This is a genomic window from Shigella sp. SIG6 (assembly GCF_053555815.1).
The window spans coordinates 1-22,812 of record NZ_JBQZXC010000035.1; the positions used below are offsets into that span (position 1 = coordinate 1).

Annotated in this window: 20 protein-coding genes and 1 pseudogene; 6 read left to right on the forward strand and 15 right to left on the reverse strand. The window is 52.4% G+C overall.

Translation table 11 applies throughout. From position 1 onward, the window contains the following. Positions 1 to 84 precede the first annotated feature (84 nt). The 3 genes and pseudogenes from ACUU1M_RS08365 to gltB form a co-directional block, all read right to left on the reverse strand. Positions 85 to 489: pseudogene (locus ACUU1M_RS08365) on the reverse strand (DUF1016 N-terminal domain-containing protein); the annotation flags it as partial. A 183-nt stretch (positions 490 to 672) separates the two neighbouring features. Then, a complete protein-coding gene (gene gltD / locus ACUU1M_RS08370; protein ID WP_000081672.1) occupies positions 673 to 2,091 on the reverse strand; it encodes a glutamate synthase subunit GltD in 1,419 nt (472 codons plus the stop codon). A 12-nt stretch (positions 2,092 to 2,103) separates the two neighbouring features. After that, complete coding sequence (gene gltB, locus ACUU1M_RS08375) at positions 2,104 to 6,564, reverse strand: glutamate synthase large subunit (RefSeq protein WP_005105927.1); 4,461 nt, start codon at positions 6,562 to 6,564, stop codon at positions 2,104 to 2,106. Between the two features lie 673 nt (positions 6,565 to 7,237). Here gltB and ACUU1M_RS08380 point away from each other — a divergent pair. The 4 genes from ACUU1M_RS08380 to mtgA all read left to right on the forward strand — a co-directional run bounded on the left by ACUU1M_RS08380 (position 7,238) and on the right by mtgA (position 12,207). Beyond that, complete coding sequence (locus ACUU1M_RS08380; protein WP_005077175.1) at positions 7,238 to 8,167, forward strand: TIGR01212 family radical SAM protein; 930 nt, start codon at positions 7,238 to 7,240, stop codon at positions 8,165 to 8,167. Between the two features lie 95 nt (positions 8,168 to 8,262). Beyond that, on the forward strand, positions 8,263 to 10,599 hold the full coding sequence (gene arcB / locus ACUU1M_RS08385) for an aerobic respiration two-component sensor histidine kinase ArcB (RefSeq protein ID WP_000809774.1): 2,337 nt from the start codon (positions 8,263 to 8,265) through the stop codon (positions 10,597 to 10,599). A 229-nt stretch (positions 10,600 to 10,828) separates the two neighbouring features. Beyond that, positions 10,829 to 11,482 carry an isoprenoid biosynthesis glyoxalase ElbB gene (gene elbB / locus ACUU1M_RS08390; protein ID WP_001300411.1) on the forward strand — a complete coding sequence of 218 codons (654 nt, stop codon included), beginning with the start codon at positions 10,829 to 10,831 and terminating at the stop codon, positions 11,480 to 11,482. Beyond that, positions 11,479 to 12,207, forward strand: a complete 729-nt coding sequence (gene mtgA / locus ACUU1M_RS08395) for a monofunctional biosynthetic peptidoglycan transglycosylase (protein WP_000047089.1) — start codon at positions 11,479 to 11,481, stop codon at positions 12,205 to 12,207. Before elbB ends, mtgA begins: the two co-directional genes overlap by 4 nt. Here mtgA and yrbL read toward each other — a convergent pair. The 12 genes from yrbL to ACUU1M_RS08455 all read right to left on the reverse strand — a co-directional run bounded on the left by yrbL (position 12,204) and on the right by ACUU1M_RS08455 (position 21,000). Further along, a complete protein-coding gene (gene yrbL / locus ACUU1M_RS08400) occupies positions 12,204 to 12,836 on the reverse strand; it encodes a PhoP regulatory network protein YrbL (RefSeq protein WP_000620405.1) in 633 nt (210 codons plus the stop codon). The two genes, mtgA and yrbL, sit on opposite strands and share 4 nt — an antisense overlap. A gap of 212 nt (positions 12,837 to 13,048) precedes the next feature. Next, positions 13,049 to 13,321 carry a PTS phosphocarrier protein NPr gene (gene npr, locus ACUU1M_RS08405; protein WP_000216791.1) on the reverse strand — a complete coding sequence of 91 codons (273 nt, stop codon included), beginning with the start codon at positions 13,319 to 13,321 and terminating at the stop codon, positions 13,049 to 13,051. After that, positions 13,318 to 14,172: an RNase adapter RapZ gene (gene rapZ, locus ACUU1M_RS08410; protein WP_152028921.1), complete on the reverse strand. Its 855-nt coding sequence runs from the start codon at positions 14,170 to 14,172 to the stop codon at positions 13,318 to 13,320. Before rapZ ends, npr begins: the two co-directional genes overlap by 4 nt. A 45-nt stretch (positions 14,173 to 14,217) precedes the next feature. After that, complete coding sequence (gene ptsN / locus ACUU1M_RS08415) at positions 14,218 to 14,709, reverse strand: PTS IIA-like nitrogen regulatory protein PtsN (RefSeq protein ID WP_000183676.1); 492 nt, start codon at positions 14,707 to 14,709, stop codon at positions 14,218 to 14,220. Positions 14,710 to 14,826: 117 nt separating this feature from the next. Continuing rightward, positions 14,827 to 15,114 carry a ribosome hibernation promoting factor gene (gene hpf, locus ACUU1M_RS08420; protein WP_001176599.1) on the reverse strand — a complete coding sequence of 96 codons (288 nt, stop codon included), beginning with the start codon at positions 15,112 to 15,114 and terminating at the stop codon, positions 14,827 to 14,829. A gap of 22 nt (positions 15,115 to 15,136) precedes the next feature. Further along, the gene (rpoN, locus tag ACUU1M_RS08425) at positions 15,137 to 16,570 is read right to left on the reverse strand and encodes an RNA polymerase factor sigma-54 (protein WP_000809033.1); all 1,434 of its coding nucleotides are present in this window, start codon (positions 16,568 to 16,570) and stop codon (positions 15,137 to 15,139) included. 47 nt (positions 16,571 to 16,617) lie between these two features. Next, positions 16,618 to 17,343, reverse strand: coding sequence for an LPS export ABC transporter ATP-binding protein (gene lptB / locus ACUU1M_RS08430; RefSeq protein WP_000224099.1), 726 nt, complete (start codon positions 17,341 to 17,343; stop codon positions 16,618 to 16,620). Positions 17,344 to 17,349: 6 nt separating this feature from the next. Next, positions 17,350 to 17,907, reverse strand: coding sequence for a lipopolysaccharide ABC transporter substrate-binding protein LptA (lptA, locus tag ACUU1M_RS08435; RefSeq protein WP_000669785.1), 558 nt, complete (start codon positions 17,905 to 17,907; stop codon positions 17,350 to 17,352). Next, positions 17,876 to 18,451, reverse strand: coding sequence for an LPS export ABC transporter periplasmic protein LptC (gene lptC, locus ACUU1M_RS08440; protein ID WP_000030537.1), 576 nt, complete (start codon positions 18,449 to 18,451; stop codon positions 17,876 to 17,878). The genes lptA and lptC overlap by 32 nt, the downstream gene beginning before the upstream one ends. Next, positions 18,448 to 19,014 carry a 3-deoxy-manno-octulosonate-8-phosphatase KdsC gene (gene kdsC, locus ACUU1M_RS08445; protein ID WP_000030016.1) on the reverse strand — a complete coding sequence of 189 codons (567 nt, stop codon included), beginning with the start codon at positions 19,012 to 19,014 and terminating at the stop codon, positions 18,448 to 18,450. Before kdsC ends, lptC begins: the two co-directional genes overlap by 4 nt. Positions 19,015 to 19,034: 20 nt before the next feature. After that, positions 19,035 to 20,021, reverse strand: coding sequence for an arabinose-5-phosphate isomerase KdsD (kdsD, locus tag ACUU1M_RS08450; RefSeq protein WP_005050755.1), 987 nt, complete (start codon positions 20,019 to 20,021; stop codon positions 19,035 to 19,037). A 13-nt stretch (positions 20,022 to 20,034) separates the two neighbouring features. After that, positions 20,035 to 21,000 (reverse strand): calcium/sodium antiporter, encoded by a 966-nt coding sequence (locus ACUU1M_RS08455; RefSeq protein WP_000922885.1) that lies wholly within the window; start codon positions 20,998 to 21,000, stop codon positions 20,035 to 20,037. A gap of 209 nt (positions 21,001 to 21,209) precedes the next feature. Here ACUU1M_RS08455 and mlaF point away from each other — a divergent pair, with 209 nt between their 5' ends. Together mlaF and mlaE are read left to right on the forward strand one after the other, a co-directional pair. Further along, positions 21,210 to 22,019, forward strand: coding sequence for a phospholipid ABC transporter ATP-binding protein MlaF (mlaF, locus tag ACUU1M_RS08460; RefSeq protein WP_000438248.1), 810 nt, complete (start codon positions 21,210 to 21,212; stop codon positions 22,017 to 22,019). A 7-nt stretch (positions 22,020 to 22,026) separates the two neighbouring features. After that, positions 22,027 to 22,809 (forward strand): lipid asymmetry maintenance ABC transporter permease subunit MlaE, encoded by a 783-nt coding sequence (gene mlaE / locus ACUU1M_RS08465; protein WP_209417827.1) that lies wholly within the window; start codon positions 22,027 to 22,029, stop codon positions 22,807 to 22,809. Positions 22,810 to 22,812: the final 3 nt, after the last annotated feature.

Below are 22,812 nucleotides of genomic sequence, written 5' to 3' on the forward strand. Positions count from 1 at the left end.
TTCCTTCATTTATTTGCATGAATATACAAACCGAAAATAGGAGATGCAATACAAAAGCTGTGGAAATATCAAACAGCCTCTCAATTTGGCAGACAGCGTCTGCCAAATCTTTGCCGATGGGAATTCTGCAGATGGTGTCTGCGGAATTCCCAATGGTGTTAATTCGGCAGACACTGTCTGGCGAATTTCAACATGTTGAAAAAAGAGGTAAAAAAGCCTCATTTGGCGTAAGTTTTTTGCAGAGACCCCACGTTTATACCGTCGACTTAAATCCTTCGATAGCCGATCAATCAACTGTGCACCATAAGCTGCTCTGGCCTCACCACCTTGTTCAAATTCGACAATCCGTCGGCCAATTTCCCAGTACGTCGCGGTCATCAGCGCGTTAACGCTACGTACCGTTTCCGTTCGGGCGCTATCGACCAGATGAATAATGCCGTCGTGGATTTGCTGGTAGCCTGTTGAGGTTCTCTCTGAGAGCGATTCCATTATCTGTCCCTTTATATGGCGCTGCGTTGAATAATGGAATCAGCTATACGCCGGGCATCTACCGGTAACAATCCAGATGAGCGTATTACATTGGTTTTCTTCAGATTATGCGAGGCGATTTCCAGAAAGAAAGGAGAATTTCAGCGCCGACTCTTTTCTGAGGAGGCGGCGCTGGGACAGAGCTTAAACTTCCAGCCAGTTCATAATGCCGTCTGCCGCTTTGCGACCTTCGGCGATGGCGGTAACGACCAGATCGGAACCACGGACGATATCGCCGCCAGCAAAGATTTTCGGGTTGCTGGTCTGGAAAGCGTTGTCGTTGCCTTCCGGAGCGATGATGCGGCCTTGTGAATCCAGCTCGACGCTGTGTTTTGCCAGCCATTCCATGTTGTGTGGACGGAAACCAAACGCCATGATCACCGCATCTGCCGGAACGATATGTTCGGAACCTGCAACGATCTCCGCGCGGCGACGGCCTTTGGCATCCGGTTCGCCCATTTCGGTACGTACCATTTTTACGCCGCTGACTTTGCCGTTACCGTTCACTTCAATCCCCAGTGGCTGGACGTTGAATTTGAACTCTACGCCTTCTTCCCGCGCGTTTTTCACTTCGCGGCGGGAACCCGGCATGTTCTCTTCATCACGACGATAGGCACAGGTAACGTGCTTTGCCCCCTGGCGTACAGACGTGCGCACGCAGTCCATCGCAGTGTCGCCACCGCCAAGTACTACCACGCGTTTGCCTTCCATGCTGACGAACGGTTCGTCGCGGGTTTCACCAAAGCCCATTAACTGTTTGGTGTTGGCGATAAGGAACGGCAGCGCTGCGTACACGCCATCGGCGTCTTCGTTTTCCAGCCCGCCGCGCATTGACTGATAAGTCCCAACGCCAAGGAACACGGCATCGTAATCACTCAGCAGATCGTCCAGCTGTACGTCGCGGCCCACTTCGGTATTGAGTTTGAATTCAATACCCATGCCGGTGAAGATTTCACGGCGACGCGTCATTACCTCTTTTTCCAGCTTGAAGGCCGGAATACCGAAGGTCAGCAGCCCGCCAATTTCTGGATGACGGTCGAAGACAACGGCTTTTACGCCGTTACGCGTCAGGACATCCGCACACGCCAGACCTGCCGGGCCTGCACCGATAATCGCCACTTTTTTACCGGTTTGCTTCACGCCGGACATATCCGGACGCCAGCCCATTTCGAACGCTTTATCATTGATATAACGCTCAATGTTGCCGATGGTCACCGCACCGAACTCATCGTTCAGGGTGCAGGAACCTTCGCACAGACGGTCTTGCGGGCAGACACGTCCGCATACTTCCGGCAGTGTGTTGGTCTGATGCGACAGTTCTGCCGCTTCAAAAATACGCCCCTCGTTGGCGAGCTTCAGCCAGTTTGGGATGTAGTTGTGTACCGGGCATTTCCACTCGCAGTATGGGTTGCCGCACGACAGACAGCGGTCAGCCTGCGCTTTGGCCTGGCCTTCGGAAAACGGCTCGTAAATTTCAACAAACTCAATTTTACGGATCTTCAGCGGTTTCTTTGGCGGATCAACGCGCTGCAGGTCGATAAATTGATAAACATTCTGACTCATTGTTGCTACCCCTTACTGCGCCTGCACGCGCAACTCTGCTGCGCTACGACTACGGTGACCCAGCAGTGCTTTTACATCACTGGACTTCGGTTTAACCAGCGCGAATTTCGTGGCGAAGGTTGACCAGTTCGCCAGAATCTCTTCACCGCGCTGAGAACCGGTATGCTGAACATGCTCGGTGATAAGACCGCGCAGATGCTCTTCATGGATCGCCAGATCGTCGACGCTTAAGACTTCGACCAGTTCCGGGTTAACGCGTTTGCGGAAATCACCGCTTTCATCGAGAACGTAAGCGAAGCCGCCGGTCATGCCCGCGCCGAAGTTAACGCCGGTTTTACCCAGAATACAGACAATACCGCCCGTCATATATTCACAGCCGTTGTCGCCAATGCCTTCTACCACGGTGATAGCACCGGAGTTCCGCACGCCGAAACGTTCACCCGCGCGGCCTGCGGCATACAGACGACCACCGGTCGCGCCATACAGGCAGGTGTTGCCGATAATGCTTGCTTCATGGCTGCGGAAGGCGGAACCAACCGGAGGACGAATGGCGATTAAGCCGCCCGCCATGCCTTTACCGACATAGTCGTTGGCATCCCCGGTCAGGTACAGTTCCACGCCGCCCGCGTTCCACACACCGAAACTCTGGCCTGCGGTGCCGTTGAAGTACGCTTTGATAGGATCGGCTGCCAGCCCCTGATCGCCGTGCGTCTGGGCGATATAGCCTGAAAGCGACGCGCCGACAGAACGGTCGGTGTTGCGGATATCGAACCAGAAGGTTTTGCTCTGGCGTTCATCGACAAACGGTTTCGCCTGTTGCAGCAACTGCGCGTTCAGTAGGCCGTTATCAAACGGCGGGTTGTTTTCAGTGCAGTAGAGTGACTTACCTGCATGTGGCTCGGCAGTCTCCAGCAGCTTCGACAGCGCCAGTTTCTGCTGTTTGGCGGTGAAACCGTCCAGCTCTTTCAGCAGGTCGGTGCGACCAATCAGATCCACCAGACGCGTTACTCCCAGCTGTGCCATCAGCTCGCGGGTTTCACGGGCGATAAACTCAAAGTAATTAGTCACCTTGAACGGCAGGCCGTGATAGTGATTCTTACGCAGTTTGTCATCCTGAGTTGCTACACCCGTGGCGCAGTTGTTCAGGTGGCAAATACGCAGATATTTACAGCCGAGCGCCACCATTGGGCCAGTGCCGAAGCCGAAGCTTTCTGCGCCGAGAATCGCCGCTTTGATGATATCGACACCCGTTTTCAGGCCGCCATCAACCTGCAAACGAATTTTATGACGCAAGCCGTTGGCAACCAGCGCCTGTTGGGTTTCCACCAGACCGAGTTCCCACGGGCAGCCTGCATATTTCACTGACGACAGCGGGCTTGCGCCGGTGCCGCCGTCATAGCCCGCGATGGTGATCAAGTCCGCATAAGCTTTCGCCACGCCAGTCGCGATGGTGCCAACGCCTGGTTCGGACACCAGCTTAACGGAGATCATCGCTTTCGGGTTAACCTGCTTGAGGTCGAAAATAAGCTGCGCTAAGTCTTCGATAGAGTAGATATCGTGGTGCGGCGGCGGGGAGATCAGCGTCACTCCGGGCACCGAATAGCGCAGTTTGGCGATGTAAGGAGTGACTTTGTCGCCCGGCAACTGACCGCCTTCGCCCGGCTTCGCGCCCTGGGCGACTTTAATCTGAATGACGTCGGCATTGACCAGATACGCCGGAGTAACGCCGAAGCGACCAGAAGCCACCTGCTTGATGCGCGACACTTTGTTAGTGCCATAGCGCGCCGGGTCTTCGCCGCCTTCACCGGAGTTCGAGTTACCGCCGATGCTATTCATCGCTTCCGCCAGCGCCTCGTGGGCTTCCGGGCTTAACGCGCCGATAGACATCGCGGCGGTATCAAAGCGTTTAAACAGTTCGCTTGCCGGTTCAACATCAGCAATGTTGACCGCGTTTTCACCCGGCGTAATTGCCAGCAGATCGCGCAGCGTGGTTGCCGGACGCTCATTAACCAGCTTCGCGTATTCCTGATAGTCGCTGTACTCGCCGCTTTGTACCGCCTGTTGCAGCGTGCGCACCACGTCCGGGTTGTAGGCGTGGTATTCGCCGCCGTGGACGTATTTCAGCAGGCCGCCCTGGCTAATCGGCTTGCGCGCCAGCCAGGCACGTTTCGACAGATTCAGCAGATCCTGCTGGAAGTCTTCAAAGCTTGCCCCACCAATGCGGCTGACCGCGCCCTGGAAGCACAGGCCCACTACATCATCGTGTAGCCCGACCGCTTCAAACAGTTTCGAGCAGCGGTAAGAGGCGATGGTGGAGATGCCCATTTTGGACATGATTTTGTACAAGCCTTTGTTGATGCCGTTACGGTAGTTGAGCATCACGGTACGATAATCTTTGGCAATCGCGTGGGTGTCTACCAGGCGGCCCAGCGTTTCATAGGCAAGGTACGGATAAATAGCCGTCGCGCCGAAACCCAGCAACACGGCGAAGTGGTGCGGATCGCGGGCGCTGGCGGTTTCGACGATGATGTTGGCATCGCAACGCAGGCTTTGATCGACCAGACGGGTCTGGATCGCGCCAACCGCCATCGGAGCCGGAACCGGCAGGCGATCTTTAGCGATATTCCGGTCGGAGAGCACCAGCAACACGGTGCCGCTACGTACCATTTTTTCGGCTTTGTCGCATAGCTCTTTGACTGTCGCTTCGAGCGTGGTTTTAGTGACGTCAAAGGTGATATCCAGCGTATCTGCGCGGTAGTGCTCCTCTTTCATCGTCGTGAGCTGTTTGAAATCGGAGTAGAGCAGAATCGGCGATTTAAAGCTTAAACGGTGCGCCTGGCCCTCTGCTTCGCAAAAGACGTTCATTTCACGACCGATACTGGTGGCGAGCGACATAACATGCGCTTCACGCAGCGGGTCGATTGGCGGGTTAGTCACCTGGGCAAACTGCTGGCGGAAGTAGTCGTAAATAATGCGCGGCTGACTGGAGAGCACGGCGAATGGGGTATCATCGCCCATCGAACCGACCGCTTCCTGACCGTTTTCGCCCAGTACGCGAATTACGGAGTCCAGCTCTTCCGCGCTGTAGTTAAACTGTTTCTGGTAGCTGGCAAGCGTGTCGTCGTCCAGTTCGCGGCTACCCACTTCTTCATCGGGCAGATCTTCAAACGGTACCAGTCGGCGGACGTTTTTCTCCATCCACTCTTTATAAGGGTGGCGGCTTTTCAGATCGTCATCGGTTTCTGCCGAGTGCAGAATACGCCCACTGCGAGTGTCGATCACCATCAGTTCGCCTGGCCCGACGCGGCCTTTTTCGACCACTTCGTCAGGCTGGTAATCCCAGATACCGACTTCAGAGGCGCAGGTGATGAGCTTGTCTTTGGTAATGACGTAGCGTGCCGGACGCAGACCGTTACGGTCGAGGTTACAGGCAGCGAAGCGACCATCGGACATCACGATGCCCGCCGGACCATCCCACGGCTCCATATGCATGGAGTTAAAGTCAAAGAAGGCACGCAGTTCCGGGTCCATATCCGGGTTGTTCTGCCAGGCGGGTGGCACTAACAGGCGCATGGCGCGGATGATATCCATCCCGCCTGCCAGCAGCAGTTCCAGCATGTTATCCATGGAACTGGAGTCAGAACCGGTTTCGTTGACGAATGGCGCGGCGTCGTGCAGGTCAGGGATCAGCGGCGTCTGGAATTTATAGGTACGCGCACGCGCCCATTGGCGGTTACCGGTGATGGTGTTGATTTCACCGTTATGCGCCAGATAGCGGAACGGTTGCGCCAGCGGCCAGCGCGGTACGGTGTTAGTGGAGAAGCGCTGGTGGAACAGGCAAATGGCCGATTCCAGACGCAGGTCCGCAAGATCCAGATAAAAGCGCGGCAGATCCGCCGGCATACACAGACCTTTATAGATGTTCACCAGATTCGACAGGCTACAGACGTAGAAGTCTTTGTCGGCTTCGAGACGCTTTTCAATGCGGCGGCGGGCGATAAACAGACGGCGCTCCATATCGCGTGGACGCCAGCCTGCCGGGGCGTTCACAAAAATTTGCTCAATGCGTGGCAGAGAGGAGAGGGCGATTTCACCCAGCACGCCTTCGTTAGTGGGGACATCACGCCAGCCCACAATCGACAAGGTTTCGCGTTGCAGTTCTTCTTCAACGATGCGGCGTGCGGCAGCGGCGAGTTCAGGATCTTTATTCAGGAAGAGCATCCCGACGGCGTAGTTTTTTGCTAAACGCCAGCCGCGCTCCTGCGCAACGATGCGAAAAAAGCGATCCGGTTTTTGTAACAGCAAGCCGCAACCGTCGCCGGTTTTACCATCGGCGAGAATCGCGCCACGGTGCTGCATGCGGGCCAGTGCGTGTATTGCAGTACGCACTACCTTGTGGCTAGGTTCGCCTTCTATGTGGGCGATCAGGCCGAAACCACAGTTATCCCTCTCAAGGGATTTATCGTACAACATATCGTGAACCTCCCCTAGGCTCTGCGGGAACCCCACTTCCGAACCGCTGCGCACGGGCACAGAAAGAGCGTGGCGACGGGGTTTGCGTGTCATACGCGCGCCTCGCATTCGCCCCCTTGTTGTCCTTTTCGCATCGGTTAATACGGTGAAGAGGGGATCTCAATTACTGCATAAATATGATGAGCAGGCTGCTCATCCAGAAAGCTTCCAGCGGATTTCCAACTTATCGGGAAAGCTGATACAGGTCAAATGGCAAGCTTATTGGTACAGAAATGTGCTTTAGCGCAAAATTCTTTATTAAATAGCTGAAATTAAAATAGATTTTATCTTTAAGGCTAAAAGGAGAGTCGTTAGAGAAACAGTCAATTCCTGACTGTCATAAAGGCGTGTTAACCCTTATCCTGCCTGAACTGACGAGAAAACTAGCATTTTATACTGCCTTAATTGGTAATGACGTTTCATGCTACTGTTTTTGCCTAAAATCCATAAGGAGATAAAAAAATCTGACACAAGATAAGCAAAAGTGATTTATGTGATTATGCATGAAATTTCGGTAATTTTGATTGATTATGCAGTTGATAAAAGCAGGCCGGGACGATTGATCCAGGTCATCGCCGAATTGAGCTAAAAATGGCAGGCTTTGGCCTCTTTTCAAGGCGCGGTCTATCAGATTATGCAGTTACAGAAATTAGTCAATATGTTTGGTGGTGATCTCACCCGTCGTTATGGGCAAAAGGTGCATAAGCTGACGCTGCACGGCGGTTTTAGCTGCCCTAACCGTGACGGTACCATCGGGCGTGGTGGCTGCACATTCTGTAATGTTGCCTCGTTTGCCGATGAAGCGCAGCAGCATCGTTCCATTGCCGAGCAACTGGCGCACCAGGCGAATTTAGTTAACCGCGCTAAACGCTATCTGGCCTACTTTCAGGCGTATACCAGCACCTTTGCGGAAGTTCAGGTGCTGCGTTCTATGTATCAGCAGGCGGTGAGCCAGGCCAATATTGTCGGTTTGTGTGTTGGTACCCGCCCGGACTGCGTGCCGGATGCGGTGCTGGATCTGCTTTGCGAATATAAGGACCAGGGTTACGAAGTGTGGCTGGAGCTGGGGCTACAAACCGCCCACGACAAAACACTGCATCGCATCAACCGCGGCCATGATTTTGCCTGTTATCAGCGTACAACCCAGCAGGCACGTCAGCGCGGGCTGAAGGTGTGTTCCCACTTAATTGTCGGCCTGCCTGGCGAAGGGCAGGCTGAATGTTTGCAAACGCTGGAGCGAGTGGTTGAAACCAGCGTGGACGGCATAAAGCTGCATCCGCTGCATATTGTGAAAGGCAGCATTATGGCGAAAGCCTGGGAAGCGGGGCGTTTGAACGGTATTGAACTGGAGGATTATACGCTCACTGCCGGAGAAATGATTCGCCATACGCCACCGGAAGTGATCTACCACCGCATTTCCGCCAGCGCCCGTCGCCCGACGCTGCTTGCTCCGCTGTGGTGCGAAAATCGATGGACGGGAATGGTCGAGCTGGATCGCTATCTGAATGAACATGGCGTACAGGGATCGGCGCTGGGACGTCCGTGGCTACCTCCAACGGAGTAGGTCGTTGAGGGGAATTCCGCATTTCTCACACAATTTATAACGTAACTGTCAGAATTGGGTATTATTGGGGCAGGTTGTCGTGAAGGAATTCCCTAATGAAGCAAATTCGTCTGCTGGCGCAGTATTATGTTGACCTGATGATGAAGTTAGGTCTGGTGCGCTTCTCAATGTTGCTGGCGCTGGCCCTCGTCGTTCTTGCCATTGTGGTACAAATGGCGGTAACCATGGTGCTGCATGGTCAGGTCGAAAGCATTGATGTTATTCGTTCTATCTTCTTTGGTTTGCTGATTACGCCGTGGGCGGTCTACTTTCTATCGGTGGTCGTCGAGCAACTGGAGGAGTCACGACAACGTCTGTCACGGCTGGTGCAAAAACTGGAGGAGATGCGCGAGCGCGATTTGAGCCTCAACGTTCAGTTAAAAGATAATATTGCCCAGCTAAATCAGGAAATTGCCGTTCGTGAAAAAGCGGAAGCAGAACTGCAGGAAACCTTCGGCCAACTGAAAATTGAAATCAAAGAGCGCGAAGAGACACAAATTCAGCTCGAGCAGCAATCCTCATTCTTACGTTCCTTCCTTGATGCTTCACCCGACCTGGTTTTTTATCGTAACGAAGATAAAGAGTTTTCCGGCTGTAACCGCGCGATGGAGCTGCTGACCGGAAAAAGCGAAAAACAACTGGTTCACCTGAAACCTGCTGATGTTTACTCACCGGAAGCCGCCGCAAAAGTCATTGAAACCGATGAAAAAGTGTTCCGTCATAATGTGTCACTGACCTATGAACAGTGGCTGGATTACCCGGACGGGCGCAAAGCCTGCTTTGAAATCCGTAAAGTGCCGTACTACGACCGCGTGGGTAAACGTCACGGTTTGATGGGCTTTGGTCGCGACATTACCGAGCGTAAGCGGTATCAGGATGCGCTTGAACGCGCCAGCCGCGACAAAACGACGTTTATTTCCACCATCAGTCACGAATTGCGTACACCGCTGAATGGTATCGTCGGCCTGAGCCGCATTCTGCTGGATACCGAACTCACCGCCGAGCAGGAAAAATATCTCAAAACTATCCATGTTTCGGCCGTCACGCTGGGGAATATCTTTAACGATATTATCGACATGGATAAGATGGAACGGCGCAAGGTCCAGCTTGATAATCAGCCGGTTGATTTCACCAGCTTCCTTGCCGATCTGGAAAATCTCTCCGCATTGCAGGCGCAACAAAAAGGATTGCGCTTTAACCTGGAGCCTACGCTGCCATTACCGCATCAGGTCATTACCGACGGGACGCGTTTACGGCAGATCCTGTGGAACCTCATCAGTAACGCCGTCAAATTCACCCAGCAAGGCCAGGTTACCGTGCGCGTGCGCTACGATGAAGGCGATATGCTGCATTTTGAAGTGGAAGATTCTGGTATCGGCATTCCGCAGGATGAGCTGGATAAAATCTTCGCCATGTATTACCAGGTGAAAGACAGTCATGGCGGTAAACCTGCCACCGGCACCGGTATTGGTCTGGCCGTTTCTCGTCGTCTGGCGAAAAATATGGGCGGCGATATTACGGTTACCAGCGAACAGGGCAAAGGTTCAACCTTTACGTTGACGATCCACGCACCGTCGGTGGCAGAAGAGGTCGATGATGCGTTTGATGAAGACGATATGCCTTTACCGGCGCTGAATGTGCTGCTGGTGGAAGACATTGAACTGAACGTGATTGTCGCGCGTTCTGTGCTGGAAAAATTAGGTAACAGCGTTGATGTCGCCATGACCGGCAAGGCGGCGCTGGAGATGTTTAAACCGGGCGAATACGACCTGGTGTTGCTGGATATTCAGTTGCCAGATATGACCGGGCTGGATATCTCTCGTGAACTGACGAAGCGTTATCCGCGCGAGGATTTACCGCCGCTGGTGGCCTTAACCGCTAACGTGCTGAAAGACAAACAAGAGTACCTCAATGCTGGAATGGATGATGTGCTGAGTAAGCCGCTTTCGGTTCCGGCGCTAACCGCGATGATCAAGAAATTCTGGGATACCCAGGATGATGAGGAGAGTACGGTGACGACAGAAGAGAACAGTAAATCAGAAGCATTGCTCGATATTCCCATGCTGGAACAGTATCTCGAACTTGTAGGACCGAAGCTGATCACCGACGGGTTAGCGGTGTTTGAGAAGATGATGCCGGGCTATGTCAGCGTGCTGGAGTCGAATCTGACGGCGCAGGATAAAAAAGGCATTGTTGAGGAAGGACATAAAATTAAAGGTGCGGCGGGGTCAGTGGGGTTACGCCATCTGCAACAGCTGGGTCAGCAAATTCAGTCTCCTGACCTTCCCGCCTGGGAAGATAACGTCGGTGAATGGATTGAAGAGATGAAAGAAGAGTGGCGTCACGACGTAGAAGTGCTGAAAGCGTGGGTGGCAAAAGCCACTAAAAAATGACCCCGGCTAGACCGGGGTGCGCGAATACTGCGCCAACACCAGGGAAATCTTGGCTGCGCCGTAAATTATTATGATGAGTTACAAGGGCACAGCACTGTTTTTCAGGCCGCACGCAGTTAAGATAGCAAAACTTAAATGATTTGTTACATGAATCAGTTAAATGTGTGATGCGTACCATTTTTATTAAAAAAATTAATGTGTTTCAGTCAATTGCGAAAGGATGATCACAATGAAGAAAATTGGCGTAATTCTGAGCGGATGCGGCGTCTATGACGGTTCTGAAATTCATGAAGCGGTGTTGACGTTGTTAGCTATTTCACGCAGCGGTGCGCAGGCGGTCTGCTTTGCACCGGATAAGCAGCAGGTTGATGTTATCAACCATTTAACTGGCGAAGCGATGACGGAAACGCGCAATGTGCTGATTGAAGCGGCACGAATAACGCGCGGTGAAATCCGTCCTCTGGCCCAGGCCGATGCCGCTGAACTGGATGCGTTGATTGTGCCGGGGGGGTTTGGCGCGGCGAAGAATTTAAGCAATTTTGCCAGTCTTGGTAGCGAATGCACCGTTGACCGTGAATTAAAGGCGCTGGCACAAGCGATGCATCAGGCTGGAAAACCGCTTGGTTTTATGTGTATTGCCCCGGCGATGTTGCCGAAAATTTTCGATTTCCCGCTGCGTTTGACCATCGGTACTGATATCGATACCGCAGAAGTGCTGGAAGAGATGGGCGCGGAGCATGTGCCGTGTCCTGTCGATGATATCGTGGTTGATGAAGACAATAAGATTGTCACCACCCCAGCATATATGCTGGCGCAGAACATTGCAGAAGCGGCGAGCGGCATTGATAAGCTGGTTTCCCGCGTGCTGGTTCTGGCTGAATGAGTAAAAGCCGCTTAACGGTGTTTAGTTTCGTTCGCCGTTTTCTTTTGCGGTTAATGGTTGTCCTCGCCGTTTTCTGGGGCGGGGGCATCGCGTTGTTTAGCGTTGCGCCTGTTCCCTTCTCAGCGGTAATGGTCGAGCGACAGGTCAGCGCCTGGCTGCATGGCAATTTTCGTTACGTGGCACATTCTGACTGGGTCAGTATGGATCAAATCTCGCCGTGGATGGGACTGGCGGTGATTGCCGCAGAAGATCAGAAATTTCCTGAGCACTGGGGCTTTGATGTCGCTTCCATTGAGAAAGCCCTGGCGCACAACGAGCGCAATGAAAACCGTATTCGCGGTGCTTCAACGATTTCTCAGCAGACGGCCAAAAATCTCTTTTTATGGGATGGGCGTAGCTGGGTACGAAAAGGGCTGGAAGCTGGATTAACGCTGGGGATAGAAACAGTCTGGAGCAAAAAGCGTATCCTGACGGTTTACCTGAATATCGCCGAATTTGGCGACGGTGTGTTTGGCGTCGAAGCTGCGGCACAACGTTATTTCCACAAACCCGCGAGCAAACTTACCCGGTCGGAAGCTGCATTACTGGCAGCTGTATTACCTAATCCACTTCGTTTCAAAGTCTCCTCGCCATTGGGCTACGTGCGTAGCCGTCAGGCGTGGATTTTACGGCAGATGTATCAGTTAGGCGGTGAGCCGTTTATGCAACAACACCAGCTGGATTAAGCTTCGCGCGAAGTGAGGGCCAGCGTTTTGCTCTCACGAGGTTGCAGATCTTTCTGCAGGGCAATAGCCAGCGCCGGTTGGGCGATAAATCGTTTCCATAACCGCTCTTGCTTACGCAGACAACACCACTTCGACCAGGTCGCCAGTGGAATCAATGTGCTTTCACCAATGTTGTCGCAGACGACCGGGATAACCTCTGACTCACTGATGCGGTGACAGAGGATATTCTGCGGCTTCAGCGACATCGTCACGATACGGTTATCCTGCAAATAACGCTTCAGCTGTTTCAGTAGCTGGCGCAGTTGTGCAATGTCTTCTTCGTAACGGCATTGTTCAGCAAATTCGGTCAGCGTAATGGAAGGCTTGCCGTCAAAATCGGCAATCACATCGTAGACATAACCGGTTCCGCAATCCGTCTCAACGGTACCGTGATAGCGCGGTATTCCACTCCAGTCTTTTAACCGGCGACCAAGATGCGCGTAGTACTTTAACTCACGGCGGATCTCTTTATCGCCACCATCGCCACGATGGTAGACAATCTTGATACAGCGTTGGGCATCTTCCGGATGCGCATAACATTTCCGATGTCTTCCGGTGCCCAGGGGACTTTGTTCAGATAAGCGAATCATGCCATCTCCTGGAAATATTTTCTGACGATCTCCAGTATGGTCGATTAACTTAAACAAAACCTAAACAATGCCTCTTAAGGTTTTCTTAAGGTTCTTCTGAAAGTGAAAAGCGCACAAAATGTACAAATGACGTTGATTGAGAACGATTTCAGTACGTGATTTTCTTATTGTCGGGGGAGCTTGAAGGGAGTTGTATGTCAAAGTGATGAAGATTAATCTTCATCAAAACCAGAATTAAAGAGGGCGATAACGGCGGCCAGTGCTTCCTCTTCCTGTGGACCGGTCGCTTCAACTTCAATCTGCCGTCCTTTGGCAGAATCCAACATCAGCAGCGCAATAACGCTGTTGGCTTCAGCCTCGGTGCCTTCGTCATTACGTAACAGCACTTCAGCGTCAAAACCCTGCATTAATTCAAACAGCTTCATTGCAGGCCGGGCATGCATGCCCAGCTTGTTTGTGATTTCAACAGTTTGCTTGACGGTCATGGTTTACGTTTTTCCAGCGTACGATGGCGTGACTGGACGTTTTTACCGCGCGAGCGGAAGTAGTCTGCCAGTTGCTCTGCAATATACACCGAACGGTGCTTCCCGCCGGTACAACCAATGGCGACCGTCAGGTAGCTACGGTTGTTGGTTTCCAGCATAGGTAACCATAGCTCAAGATAGCTTCGCGTCTGGTAGATAAAATTGTGTACTTCTGTGTGGCGGTCGAGGAACGCGGCGACAGGTTTATCAAGACCTGTCATTGGACGCAGTTTCGGATCCCAGTGCGGGTTCGGCAAGAAGCGCACGTCAAAGACGTAATCTGCATCGATAGGGATACCGTGTTTGAAGCCGAAAGACTCAAAGACCATGGTCAGTTCGCGTTCACGTTTACCCAGCAGACGGGTACGCAGCATTTCAGCCAGCTCGTGAACGGACATTTCTGAGGTATCGACAATCAGATCCGCTCGCGAACGCAGAGGCTCCAGCAAATCGCTTTCTTTGTCGATAGCACTTTCCAGCGACAGGTTTTTTCTGGAAAGCGGATGCAGTCGGCGCGTGTCACTGTAACGACGAATTAAGGTATTACGGTCGGCATCTAGGAACAGTAGTTGCGGTGAGAAAGCGTCAGGCAGGTTACTCATCGCCTGTTCGAATATTTCTGGTGACTCCGGCATATTACGAACATCAATGCTGACGGCGGCAGAAATCTCGCGATCGGCCAGAGTTCGAGCCAGATCGGGTAACAACACTACGGGAAGGTTATCCACGCAGTAAAAACCCATATCTTCCAGCGCACGCAGGGCGACAGATTTACCTGAACCTGAACGTCCGCTGACGATCATCAGTACCATGTACTGTTTCTCCTCACAACGTCTAAAAGAGACATTACCGAATAACTACGCTTCATCCGGAGTACCTTCGGTATCCGTAATGATTTGATACAGCTCTTCATCGCTCTGGGCTGCGCGTAAACGGCGGCAGATGGTTTTGTCCGCCAGACGTTTCGCCACCAGCGACAGAGTATGCAGGTGCGTTTTAGTTTGGTCTGCCGGCACCAGCAGGGCAAAAAGTAAGTCCACCGGTTGGTTGTCGATGGCATCGAAAGCTATAGGCGTTTCGAGCTGAACGAAAACGCCAACGGCACGCAGAGTATCTTCTTCAAGTTTGCCATGCGGAATGGCAATACCATTGCCGATACCGGTACTGCCCATTTTTTCCCGCGTCAGGATAGCTTCAAAAACCACCTGAGGCGGCAGGCTAAGTTGTTTCGCCGCCAGCTCGCTGATGATTTCCAGGGCGCGTTTTTTGCTCTGACAGTGGACGCGGCTTCGCGTACATTCCCTGTTAAGAACACTGCTAAGCTGTAGAGTTGTATCATTATTTGTCATAATTTCACCTAAGAACCTGCCCACTCAAACAGTGGAACAGGCTCGGAGCATTAACCGTACAAATGGCCCGTTGTGCCGCACAACAGGCCGCCATGCACATGCTAATTGCCCGGACAATTAGTGTTGTTTCAGTTTATCTTTATGTTTGGTCAACTGGCGTGCCAGCTTATCAATTAAGCCATCAATGGCAGCGTACATGTCCTGACCTTCCGCGCTGGCATGAATTTCACCACCGTTTACATGCAGTGTTGCATCTGAGGTGTGGGTGACTTTCTCCACTTTCAGAACAACATAGACCTGGTTGATTCGGTCAAAATATTGCTCAAGTTTGGCAAATTTAGCTGTAACAAATTCGCGCAGTGCCTCGGTGATCTCGACGTTATTTCCGGTAATGTTGAGCTGCATAGTGTCTTCCTTATCGGTTGGGTCAAACGAGCTGTTTACGCTGGTTTGACGGCGGAATGGATAAAGACTCTCGGTACTTCGCAACAGTGCGGCGTGCCACCATGATACCTTGTTCCGACAGCAAAGAGGTTAACTTGCTGTCGCTCAACGGTTTCGCTGGGTTTTCCGCCGCGATTAATTTCTTCACCAGTGCACGAATCGCCGTGGAGGAAGCTTCGCCGCCGCCCTCGGTATTGACGTGACTGGAAAAGAAATACTTCAGTTCAAAAATGCCTCGTGGACTATGCAGGTATTTTTGCGTGGTCACGCGAGATATCGTCGATTCATGCATTTCGACAGCCTGGGCGATATCGGCCAGTACCATCGGTTTCATATATTCTTCACCTTGCTCAAAGAAGGCTTGCTGCTGTTCAACGATACAGCGACTCACGCGCAGTAGCGTATCGTTACGGCTTTCCAGACTCTTGATCAACCATTTGGCATCCTGCAGATTGCTGCGGATAAACTGGCTGTCACCATCGTTGCGCGCGTTATTGCACATCGAGGCGTAGTGCTGGTTGATTTGCAGACGCGGAATGCTGTCACTGTTGAGTTCTACGGTCCAGTGACCGTTATGCTTACGCACCAGCACATCTGGAATGACATACTCAGGTTCGCCAGTCTGGATCGACTGCCCGGGGCGCGGATCGAGCGACTGGATCAGATTGACGGCTTCTTTCAGCACATCTTCTTTCAGACGAGTGACGCGCATTAAAGTGCGGAAGTCGTGATTGGCTAACAGATCGAGATGATCGCTAATGATCAATCTGGCCTCTTCCAGCCACGGCGTGGTCTTATCGAATTGGGAGAGTTGGATTAGCAGGCAGTCACGCAGATCTTTTGCCGCTACACCGACCGGATCAAACCGTTGGATCCGCTTAAGGACGGCTTCAACCTCGTCGATGTCGATCTCTTCATCGCCCATACTTTCGAGAATATCTTCCAGCGGGACAGTCAGATAACCGGTTTCATCAACGGCATCGACGATAGAGGTAGCAATAGCGCGGTCAGTGTCGGAAAACGGTGTCAGCTCGACCTGCCACATCAGGTAATCCTGCAAGGTCTGCGTCGTTTCGCCCTGGTAGACCGGCAGCTCGTCGTCAATGTAGTCACCGCTGGTGCCGGATGGTGTACCAGCGGTGTAAATGTTGTCCCAACTGGCATCGAGCGGCAGCTCTTCCGGCATCTCTTTTTGTTCGAGCGCGTCGGCGGTGTCCAGCGTTTCACTGTCTTGCGTTTCGCGGGTGTCGATTTCTTCATGAGTGTCGATTTGCTCAAGCAGCGGATTACTCTCCAGCGCCTGCTGTAGCTCCTGCTGAAGTTCCAGCGTCGACAACTGCAACAGACGAATTGCCTGTTGGAGCTGTGGCGTCATCGCCAGTTGTTGGCTAAGCCTGAGTTGCAAACCTTGCTTCATGTTCAGAATCGTACTCTCCTGCTAAAACGTCGCAAACTTCTACCCTATCAGAGTCTGAAGTCTTCCCCAAGGTATACACGCTTAACGTGTTCGTCTTGTAAGATTTCTGTAGGCGTGCCGTGGGCGATCAAATGCCCCTGACTGACGATATAAGCGCGTTCACAAACCGCCAGTGTTTCACGCACGTTGTGGTCAGTGATCAGCACGCCCAGGCCGCTGTCGCGCAGGTGTTCAATGATGCGTTTAATGTCGATAACCGAGATCGGGTCAACCCCGGCAAACGGTTCGTCGAGCAGAATAAATTTCGGATTCGCAGCCAGTGCGCGGGCAATTTCTACACGGCGACGTTCACCCCCGGAGAGTGACTGCCCCATGCTGTCACGCAGGTGCTCAATGTGAAACTCTTCCATCAGCTCGTTCGCGCGGTCTTCACGTTGTTCAGCAGACAAGTCGTCACGAATTTGCAGTACCGCCATCAGGTTATCGTAAACGCTGAGGCGACGGAAAATGGAGGCTTCCTGTGGCAGATAGCCGATACCGCGGCGCGCGCGTGCATGCAGAGGCAGCAGACTGATATCGTCATCATCAATAATGATGTTGCCCGCATCGCGCGGCACAATGCCTACAACCATGTAGAAAGTGGTGGTCTTACCGGCACCGTTTGGCCCCAGCAGACCGACAATTTCCCCGGAGTTGACGGTCAGGCTGACGTCTTCTACCACGCGACGGCCTTTATAGGCTTTTGCAAGGTTCTTTGCAGTTAATGTTGCCATAACGAATTAATTACCCTTCTTCTGTGCCGGGGTCTGGCCTTTGTTGTTTTTGTCCTGCAGCTGCGACGGCACCAGAACGGTGGTTACGCGCTTGCCTTTGTCGCTGAAAGCCTGCATTTTCTGCTCTTTCACCAGGTAAGTGATCTTATCGCCCTTAATGTTGCTATCGACCTGCTGCAGATAAGCATTACCCGTCAGAACGACAAAATCTTTTGCCAGTTCGTAGTGCATCTGGGAAGCGTGACCTTCAACGGGTTTACCGTTGTCCTGCATCTGGTAGAACGTTGCCGGTTTACCGTATCCGTCAATCACTTCTTTACCTTGTTCGCCGCCCGGACGGGTAACGACCACTTTGTCGGCATTAATTTTGATGGTGCCCTGGGTGACGATGACATTACCGGTAAAGGTAACCACGTTGCCTTGCATATCAAGAGATTGCTGGTCCGATTCAATGTGGATCGGCTGATCAGTGTCTCCGGTTACGGCAAATGCCGGAATGCTGGCGGCCAGAAGTGAGCTGGCAAGCACAAGATTAAGGCTGAGTTTGTTTGTTTTGAATTTCATAGGATGTTCTAACCTTTTCAATCAGCTCGGCGTTCTTGCTGCGTAAGTTGCCGCGCATTTTCAGACCGCTGGAGTTAAATGTTGTTCCGTATAACGTGACGAGGTCTTCAGAGGTAACATCCTGCGTCACCAGATTGATCTGCGCGTTATCCGTCGTGATTCTGCGAAGTTGAGAGTCTGGCACAAGTGCGTTGACTTCAACGTGTCCATATAAATAGAGCATCCGGTCATTGGTCAGCTTGGCTTTATCTGCTTTTACGGACCATGTCGGGATTTTATCCTTATCAAACGTGGTAAGTACCGGCTGCGTAAACCACGAAACGGCCTGATCGGAATAATATTCAACGTGTTGAGCAATCAATCGATAGCTTAGTGCCCCTTCTGGGTTATAGACGAGCGTGTCCGTATGCTCGCTTTTATAGGTGGGATCATTGTTGTTGACGACCACCTGGGCGGTATCGTCTTTTTCGGCCATATTAATGCCGATCATCACCAGAACCGCCAGTGATAGCACAATGATAACCCAACGTCTGGCTTTACTCATATCGATTGCCCTTTGGCTTCATCCAGTTTGCCCTGCGCCAGGAGTAATAAGTCGCAAACTTCGCGCACTGCGCCACGACCGCCAGCAATGCGCGTCACGTAATCGGCGCGCGGGATCAACAGTGGATGCGCATCGGCCACGGCGACGCTTAAACCCACTTTTTCCATTACCGGCCAGTCGATGAGATCATCGCCAACATAAGCCACATTTTCCGGGGCAATCGCCAATTTTTCCAGTAAATCGCTAAAGGCGATCAGTTTGTTTGACTGCCCCTGATACAAGTGAGTGATCCCCAATGTGGCACAACGATCTTCTACCAGTTTAGCCTTTCGCCCGGTAATGATAGCGACTTCAATATCAGAGGTGAGCGCACAACGAATGCCATAACCGTCACGAACATTGAACGCTTTCAGCTCTTCGCCGTTATTGCCCATATAAATCAGGCCATCTGACAGTACGCCATCAACGTCGAGGATCAGCAGACGAATGTTCTCTGCTTTTGCCATAACGTCGGCGCTGACAGGGCCGTAACAGGTCGCAAGCGACGCACCTGCTTTGCTCATTGTTGTTTATCCTTGAATCTTTACACTACGCCTGCACGCAGTAAATCATGCATATGTAACACACCGAGTAAATGGTCGCCATCGGCAACCATCACGGAGGTGATATGGCGGGACTGCATTAAGTTCAGTGCCTCAACGGCCAGAATGCCAGGGCGCACACGTATTCCCCCCGGCGTCATCACATCGGCAATACTTAACTGACGAACATCCACGCCCATATCGAAGACACGGCGTAAATCACCGTCGGTAAAGATGCCTTCAATCATCATATTGTCATCGCAAATGACAGTCATACCAAGATTTTTGCGGGTAACTTCCAGCAATGCGTCACGCAGACTGGCCGTTTTCTTAACATGCGGGATCTCATCGCCCGTATGCATAATATCGTTTACGCGCAGCAGAAGTTTACGACCCAGTGCGCCGCCTGGGTGTGAGAGCGCAAAATCTTCAGCAGTAAAGCCGCGTGCTTTTAACAGCGCGACAGCGAGGGCATCGCCCATAACCAGCGTGGCGGTGGTGCTGCTGGTCGGTGCCAGCCCTAACGGACAGGCTTCTTTCGCTACTTTAACACACAGATGCACATCTGCGGCGCGCGCCATGCTGCTCTCCGGGCGACCGGTGATGCAGATTAACGGTACGTGAAGACGCTTAAGCACTGGAATTAAGGCCGTGATTTCGCTGGATTCACCTGAGTTAGAGATAGCAATCACCACATCCTGTGGGGTGACCATGCCTAAATCACCATGCGCGGCTTCACTAGGATGGACGAAAAATGAAGGTGTACCGGTGCTGGCAAACGTTGCGGCCATTTTGCGCCCGATGTGCCCCGATTTCCCCATCCCCATGACGACAACTTTCCCTTTACACCAGAACATCTTTTCACAGGCAAGCGTGAAATTCTGATTGATGTATTGATCAAGCTCCGCCAGGCATTCACGTTCAATCGCCAGGACTTCTTTACCTGCTTGCTGAAAGTCAAAACCCGGTTGTAACTCTACGTGCGACATAATGCGTTTCCAGTTATTCAACGAGTATTGGCGATAACCAGTACAACATCGCCAGCCATACGATAAATCCGCCAGTTAATAATACCCCTACACCACGGCCCGGTTGCGGGGAGCGCCGCCAGCACAGCAACGCAAAAATAATGCTCACCAGCAACATCACGCTGTAGTCACGACTGTACGCCAGTGGATCAATCTCTCCTGGCGTTATCAGCGCGGGTAAACCCAACACGATGACAATATTAAAAATGTTTGCGCCAATGATATTTCCGACAGCAATGTCGTTTTCACCTTTGCAAACCCCCGCTATTGCGGTTGCCAGTTCCGGCAGACTGGTTCCGATAGCAATTGCCGTCAGACCCATCGTCAACTCGCTGATGGCAAAGTAATTCGCCAGCACCGTGGCGTTATCAACCACCATCCGCGTGGCCACTGGCATGATGATAAGCGCAATGCCGAGCCATAAAAACGCGACGGGCAATCCGCCGTCACGCGGCAGCTCTGCAAGCTGCTCTCTGGTCAGGCTGTCAGTCCCCTGACGTGCAAGTTTAACAATGAACAGCAGCCATAGCACAGCCAGAAAGAGGAGAAAGATACCATCGCTTCGACTAAGTTGTCCGTCATAGAGTACGGAACCGGCCACCACGCTGACCAACAACATTAAGGGTAATTCACGGCGCAGAACATCGGAATGGACGGTAAAAGGACGAACCAGCGCAGCCAGACCGAGGATCAGCAATATATTGATAATGTTTGAGCCGAGGGCTGTACCAACGGCTAAATCGCGTTGTTCGTGCAGAGACGCGGCAAGCGAGACGATGATTTCTGGTAACGATGTACCAATACTGACCACCGTCATGCCGATGATCAGCGGCGGGATGCCAAAGGTTCGGCAAAGAATAGACGCGGCAAAAACCAGGCGGTCGGCACTGTAAACGACCAAAAGTAAACCAACAATTAACAGTGCCGTAGCTAAAAGCATCTAACGTCCTTTCTTCAGGTATACTCGCCGGTCCGCTGAAGATTTTCAGAAAGCCGTAACGGATTCTTAATTTTGACTTTATGCGGCTAAAAAGTAAAACAAATGCCAGCTTTCGCTAACCACGGCGGGTAATATTCTGTAAATATGTTGGGTTCAAGGTTAAATTGAGCGCCATGCTTAGAAAATCAACGCAAGACGAAGGGTGAATTATGGAGCAGTCTGTGGCGAATTTAGTCGATATGCGCGATGTCAGTTTTACGCGTGGCAATCGCTGCATCTTCGATAATATTTCCCTGACCGTGCCGCGAGGAAAGATCACGGCGATCATGGGGCCATCGGGCATCGGTAAAACGACGCTACTCCGTCTGATTGGCGGGCAAATCGCACCAGATCATGGTGAGATCCTTTTCGATGGTGAGAATATTCCGGCGATGTCTCGTTCGCGCCTGTATACAGTGCGTAAACGGATGAGCATGTTATTTCAGTCCGGGGCGTTGTTCACTGATATGAACGTATTTGACAACGTCGCCTATCCACTGCGCGAACATACCCAACTTCCCGCGCCATTGTTGCATAGTACGGTGATGATGAAGCTGGAGGCCGTGGGGCTGCGTGGGGCGGCTAAACTAATGCCTTCTGAACTTTCCGGTGGGATGGCGCGGCGTGCAGCGCTGGCGCGTGCGATTGCGCTGGAGCCGGATCTCATCATGTTTGATGAACCTTTTGTTGGGCAAGATCCCATCACCATGGGCGTACTGGTGAAGCTGATTTCTGAGCTGAACAGCGCGCTGGGCGTGACTTGTGTGGTGGTTTCTCACGATGTGCCGGAAGTGTTAAGTATTGCGGATCACGCCTGGATCCTGGCGGACAAAAAAATTGTCGCTCATGGCAGTGCCCAGGCGTTGCAGACGAATCCTGATCCGCGCGTACGTCAGTTTCTGGACGGGATAGCTGACGGGCCTGTTCCGTTCCGCTATCCTGCCGGCGATTATCACGCTGATCTTTTACCAGGGAGTTAAGCCACTCATGCTGTTAAATGCGCTGGCGTCGCTCGGATATAAAGGGATTAAAACCCTGAGAACGTTCGGGCGGGCCGGGTTAATGTTATTCAATGCGCTGGTCGGCAAACCGGAATTTCGCAAACATGCGCCGCTGCTGGTGCGCCAGCTCTATAATGTCGGCGTCCTGTCGATGCTGATTATTGTAGTTTCTGGCGTGTTCATCGGAATGGTGTTGGGGCTGCAAGGTTATCTGGTTCTGACCACTTATAGCGCGGAAACCAGTCTGGGTATGCTGGTGGCGTTATCGCTACTGCGTGAACTGGGGCCGGTGGTTGCCGCGCTGTTGTTTGCCGGGCGTGCTGGTTCGGCGTTAACCGCAGAAATCGGCCTGATGCGCGCTACAGAGCAACTCTCCAGTATGGAGATGATGGCGGTGGATCCGCTGCGTCGGGTTATTTCTCCCCGTTTCTGGGCTGGGGTTATTTCATTACCACTGTTGACGGTTATCTTCGTCGCCGTGGGGATCTGGGGCGGATCGCTGGTCGGCGTCAGTTGGAAAGGCATTGATAGCGGGTTCTTCTGGTCGGCAATGCAAAATGCCGTCGACTGGCGTATGGATCTGGTCAACTGTCTGATTAAGAGCGTGGTGTTCGCCATCACGGTGACGTGGATTTCGTTGTTTAACGGCTACGACGCCATCCCGACGTCTGCCGGGATTAGCCGGGCAACCACTCGCACCGTTGTCCACTCGTCTCTGGCTGTTCTGGGGCTGGATTTTGTGCTGACCGCATTGATGTTTGGGAATTGAGTT

Bases quoted from the DNA above. Each gene is read 5' to 3' on its own strand.
- gltD (WP_000081672.1), bottom strand. From the start codon at position 2,091: ATGAGTCAGAATGTTTATCAATTTATCGACCTGCAGCGCGTTGATCCG.
- gltB (WP_005105927.1), bottom strand. From the start codon at position 6,564: ATGTTGTACGATAAATCCCTTGAGAGGGATAACTGTGGTTTCGGCCTG.
- ACUU1M_RS08380 (WP_005077175.1), top strand. From the start codon at position 7,238: ATGCAGTTACAGAAATTAGTCAATATGTTTGGTGGTGATCTCACCCGT.
- arcB (WP_000809774.1), top strand. From the start codon at position 8,263: ATGAAGCAAATTCGTCTGCTGGCGCAGTATTATGTTGACCTGATGATG.
- elbB (WP_001300411.1), top strand. From the start codon at position 10,829: ATGAAGAAAATTGGCGTAATTCTGAGCGGATGCGGCGTCTATGACGGT.
- mtgA (WP_000047089.1), top strand. From the start codon at position 11,479: ATGAGTAAAAGCCGCTTAACGGTGTTTAGTTTCGTTCGCCGTTTTCTT.
- yrbL (WP_000620405.1), bottom strand. From the start codon at position 12,836: ATGATTCGCTTATCTGAACAAAGTCCCCTGGGCACCGGAAGACATCGG.
- npr (WP_000216791.1), bottom strand. From the start codon at position 13,321: ATGACCGTCAAGCAAACTGTTGAAATCACAAACAAGCTGGGCATGCAT.
- rapZ (WP_152028921.1), bottom strand. From the start codon at position 14,172: ATGGTACTGATGATCGTCAGCGGACGTTCAGGTTCAGGTAAATCTGTC.
- ptsN (WP_000183676.1), bottom strand. From the start codon at position 14,709: ATGACAAATAATGATACAACTCTACAGCTTAGCAGTGTTCTTAACAGG.
- hpf (WP_001176599.1), bottom strand. From the start codon at position 15,114: ATGCAGCTCAACATTACCGGAAATAACGTCGAGATCACCGAGGCACTG.
- rpoN (WP_000809033.1), bottom strand. From the start codon at position 16,570: ATGAAGCAAGGTTTGCAACTCAGGCTTAGCCAACAACTGGCGATGACG.
- lptB (WP_000224099.1), bottom strand. From the start codon at position 17,343: ATGGCAACATTAACTGCAAAGAACCTTGCAAAAGCCTATAAAGGCCGT.
- lptA (WP_000669785.1), bottom strand. From the start codon at position 17,907: ATGAAATTCAAAACAAACAAACTCAGCCTTAATCTTGTGCTTGCCAGC.
- lptC (WP_000030537.1), bottom strand. From the start codon at position 18,451: ATGAGTAAAGCCAGACGTTGGGTTATCATTGTGCTATCACTGGCGGTT.
- kdsC (WP_000030016.1), bottom strand. From the start codon at position 19,014: ATGAGCAAAGCAGGTGCGTCGCTTGCGACCTGTTACGGCCCTGTCAGC.
- kdsD (WP_005050755.1), bottom strand. From the start codon at position 20,021: ATGTCGCACGTAGAGTTACAACCGGGTTTTGACTTTCAGCAAGCAGGT.
- ACUU1M_RS08455 (WP_000922885.1), bottom strand. From the start codon at position 21,000: ATGCTTTTAGCTACGGCACTGTTAATTGTTGGTTTACTTTTGGTCGTT.
- mlaF (WP_000438248.1), top strand. From the start codon at position 21,210: ATGGAGCAGTCTGTGGCGAATTTAGTCGATATGCGCGATGTCAGTTTT.
- mlaE (WP_209417827.1), top strand. From the start codon at position 22,027: ATGCTGTTAAATGCGCTGGCGTCGCTCGGATATAAAGGGATTAAAACC.